General features: G+C 71.0%; 3 protein-coding genes. 2 read left to right on the plus strand and 1 reads right to left on the minus strand.

What is annotated here, in order from left to right:
- Together GBZ26_RS28410 and GBZ26_RS28415 are read left to right on the plus strand one after the other, a co-directional pair.
- Positions 1-919: glycosyltransferase (locus GBZ26_RS28410; protein WP_174441666.1), on the plus strand; the 919-nt coding region annotated here is incomplete at its 5' end.
- A gap of 8 nt (positions 920-927) precedes the next feature.
- Positions 928-2,043, plus strand: coding sequence for a glycosyltransferase family 4 protein (locus GBZ26_RS28415; protein ID WP_174441667.1), 1,116 nt, complete (start codon positions 928-930; stop codon positions 2,041-2,043).
- An 18-nt stretch (positions 2,044-2,061) separates the two neighbouring features.
- On the opposite strand, the gene GBZ26_RS28420 is transcribed toward GBZ26_RS28415, so the two are convergent.
- On the minus strand, positions 2,062-2,931 hold the full coding sequence (locus GBZ26_RS28420; protein WP_174441668.1) for a glycosyltransferase family 2 protein: 870 nt from the start codon (positions 2,929-2,931) through the stop codon (positions 2,062-2,064).
- Positions 2,932-3,206: the final 275 nt, after the last annotated feature.

A 3,206-nucleotide genomic window follows, 5' to 3' on the forward strand; every position in this document is an offset into this window, starting at 1 on the left:
CCGCGACCTGGAGCGGGCGTTCCCCTGCGTCCCCGCCGGCAGCACCGTGGTCGCCCACAACGGCGTCGGCGACGCCTTCCGCCCGGCCGGGGCCGCGGAGGTCGACGCCTTCCGCAAGGCGCACGGACTGACCGGCCCCTATGTGCTGATGGTCGGCGACCGCGCCGGCTACCGGGGCTACAAGAACGGTCTGTTGCTGGCCCGCGCGCTCGGCCTGGGCGACCCGGCGACCCGCGACCTCACCCTGCTGTGCGTGGGCGGCGGCAAGGAGGTGGAGCCGATGTTCCGTGCCCTGGCGCCCGACACCCGGATGCTGCGCCTGTCGCTGAGCGACGACGAACTGCGTCTGGCCTACGCCGGGGCGGAGGCGATGGCTTACCCGTCGCGCTACGAGGGCTTCGGCATGCCGGTCGTCGAGGCGATGGCCTGCGGCTGCCCGGTGATCACCTGCGCCAACTCCTCGCTGATCGAGGTGGCCGGCGACGCCGCCCTGTTCGTGGGCGAGGACGATGCCGCCGGCATGGTTGCGGCCCTCGCCGCGGCGCGCGATCCGGGACGCCGCGCCGACATGGTCCGCCGCGGGCTGGAACAGGCCGCCCGCTTCTCCTTCACCGCCATGGCCGAAACCATGGCCGCCCATCTGCTGGACAGCGTCGCCAAGCTGAAGGACGGGCGCCTGGCCCCGCCGCCGCCGGTGTGGCAGGAGTTGCGGACCACGCAGGCCGCCGGCGCGGCCACTGGCGCCAACGACGAGGACGAGGAATCCCCCTGGGTCCTGCGCCGCCGCCTCCAGCGCAGCGAACAGCATCTGCGCACGGTCCAGAACGAGCTGACCAGCATGCAGAACAGCCCCTTCTGGCGCCTGCGCGCGGTCACGCTGGGCGTCCTGGTGCGGCTCGGCGTGACGTGGCGGCGCTGAGACGGCGCATGCGCATTCTCTTCGACGACCACATCTTCTCCATCCAGCGCCACGGCGGGGTGTCGCGCTGCTTCGCGGAGCTTGTCGCTGAGCTGCGCGCCCGGCCCGGCGTCCAGGTGGTCCTGCCCTTCCGGCAGGTCATCAACAGCCACCTGATGGATCAGCCGGGCCTGGATGTCCGGGATTTCCTGGGCGGCGGGCATTTTCCCGGAAAGCGCAGCCTGCTGCGCGCCCATAACCGCCGGCTGATCCGCCGGGCGCTGCGGCACGGGGCCTTCGACGTCTTCCATCAAACCTTCTACGACACCAGCCTGACCGATCTCCTGCACGGGCGCCCCATGGTGGTGACCGTCCACGACATGGCTCCGGAACTGATGCCGGAGATCTTCGCCAAACCGGAGGAGATCCATCCCGGCAAGCGGGCGCTCTGCGCCGCCGCCGCCGCCATCGTCGCGGTGTCGGAGCACACCAAGGCCGACCTGGTCCGCCTCTACGGCATCGATCCGGCGCGGGTGGAGGTGGTGCATCATGGCCTGTCGCGGGACGCCGTGTGGGTGCCGGGCCGCCGGGCGGGAATCGCTCTGCCGGACCGCTTCCTGCTGATCGTCGGGCGACGCGACGGCTACAAGAACTTTGCGGGCGTGGCGCGGCGGTTGGCCGCCCTGATGGCGCACCGGACCGACCTGCATCTGGTCTGCGTCGGCGGGGGCCATCTCCTGGACGAGGAGCGCCAGCCCTTCCTGGAGGCCGGGTGCGCCGCCCGCCTGCACCAGCGCACGCTGGCGGCCGGCGACCTTGCCTACGCTTACGCGCACGCCGCCGCCTTCGTCTTCCCGTCGCTGTACGAAGGGTTCGGGCTGCCGATCCTGGAAAGCCTTGCCAACGGCTGCCCGGCGGTGCTGAGCGACCGCAGCTGCTTCCCCGAGATCGCCGGCGACGCCGCCGTCTATTTCGATCCTGCACAGCCTGAGAGCCTGACGGAGGCCTTGGAGCGGGTGCTGGGCGACCCCCTTCTGCGCAGCCGGCTGGCCGCCGCGGGCCGCGTGCGTGTCCGCGACTTCACCTGGCCGGCCACCGTCGACCGGCTGCTGGCCCTCTACCGCCGCCTGCCCGCCCACCGCTGAGGCGGAACGCCACCGCCGTCAGAAGGCGCGGACCGCGCAGCGGGCCAGGAAACGCGCGGTGCGCGTCGGCGACCAGGAGAAGGCGCGCCCGATGTGGCTGAGCGCCGTCATATGGGCGTCCTCATGCACGGCGGCGACCGCCTGTTCGATGGCGAGGCTGGCCCGGAAGCGCCGCAGCCCTTCCGGACCGGCGACGCGCAGGACCCGCTCGGCGTGCAGCCGGTCGAGGCGATCGATGGCGACCGTGACCGGGGCCGAGCGCGCGGGCCGCCCCACATGCACCACCGCCCCCAGCACCGGCAGGCAGTCGAAGGCGAAGCGCTCCATGCAGCGCAGAAGCCAGTCCCAATCCTCGAGCCGGGGCAGCGTCTCGTCGAGCGGTCCGACGGCGGCGAAGCAGTCCCGCCGCACCATGAGGGTGGAGCCGGGCGAAACGTAGCAGCCGTCCAGAAGCGTCTCGAACCATGTCCCTTCCGGCTTCGGCCACCGCTTCGTGCAGCGTCCGGTTTCCTCCCGGTGCAGCAGGAAGCCGGTGCACAAAGCCTGCGGCGTGTCCGGTCCGCTTTCCAGGGCGTCCAGCTGAGCCCGGAGCTTGCCCTGCAACCATTCATCGTCGGAATCGAGGAAGGCGATGTAACGGCCATGCGCCGCAGCGACCCCCGTGTTGCGGGCCGCCGCCGCACCACGGTTGGTCTCGTGCCGGATCAGGCGGATGCGCGCATCGCCGAAGGATTCGGGAATCTCCGGACTGCCGTCGATGGAGCCATCGTCCACGACGATCAGTTCCCAGGACCCGACGTCCTGCATTTGCACGCTTTCGATGGCACGGCGCAGCGTGTGGGCCCGGTTGAAAGCCGGTATGACGACGCTGACCAGAGGCTCTTCCATCGACGATCTCGTTCGCGGCACGGCAACCGTTGCGTTTCGACCATAGGGCAGCACCCTGCACGACGGGAAGAGGCGACGCGCAAAACGCATCGATTTCCAGGGCGGGCGTGTCCCCTCTTCCTCACCCAGCGCTGCCGGGTCAGGCCGATCATACAATCAAGCGCAAAGCCTGACACATCAGGCTTTGCGCTTGCCCTCAGACGGCGGGCGCGGCCGTCCGGCCGCTTGCCTTCGCAGGCATGAGCCTGCGGGGCCGCCGTCGCGGCCCTTACCGT

It is taken from the genome of Azospirillum formosense (genome assembly GCF_013340925.1).
Lineage (GTDB): Bacteria > Pseudomonadota > Alphaproteobacteria > Azospirillales > Azospirillaceae > Azospirillum > Azospirillum formosense.

What these genes read in the sequence shown, in the direction of transcription:
- GBZ26_RS28415 (WP_174441667.1), top strand. Translation starts at nt 928, where the DNA reads ATGCGCATTCTCTTCGACGACCACATCTTCTCCATCCAGCGCCACGGC.
- GBZ26_RS28420 (WP_174441668.1), bottom strand. Translation starts at nt 2,931, where the DNA reads ATGGAAGAGCCTCTGGTCAGCGTCGTCATACCGGCTTTCAACCGGGCC.